The sequence below is a fragment of the Calderihabitans maritimus genome (assembly GCF_002207765.1).
In the GTDB taxonomy this organism is placed as follows: domain Bacteria; phylum Bacillota; class KKC1; order Calderihabitantales; family Calderihabitantaceae; genus Calderihabitans; species Calderihabitans maritimus.
Genome location: NZ_BDGJ01000221.1, coordinates 1 through 267 on the forward strand (window position 1 = coordinate 1; position 267 = coordinate 267).

At 48.7% G+C, this 267-nt stretch carries 1 pseudogene; it reads right to left on the reverse strand.

Going from position 1 to position 267, the window contains the following annotated elements:
• Positions 1–267 (reverse strand): annotated as a pseudogene (locus KKC1_RS17700) (RNA-guided endonuclease IscB); the annotation flags it as partial.

A 267-nucleotide genomic window follows, 5' to 3' on the forward strand; every position in this document is an offset into this window, starting at 1 on the left:
GTCCAACACAACAGGCATCGAAGTAGTGTTCTTTAGGCAATCCACGAGTGACGCGGTTCATCTTGGTTAGAGCACCTGTGCCACACTCAACTGGGAGGCCAGTAGCCTTCAGGCGCTCATACAGGTGCCAGCGTGTGGTGTTTATAAAAGCTACTTCTCTTAGTGACTGTTTAGCTTGCTCTTGTATGTGGGGATAACCAAACTCAGTAGCTGTCATGGACCCCTTACGTTGATTGCATTCATGACAAGCAAGTGTCAGGTTGCTGA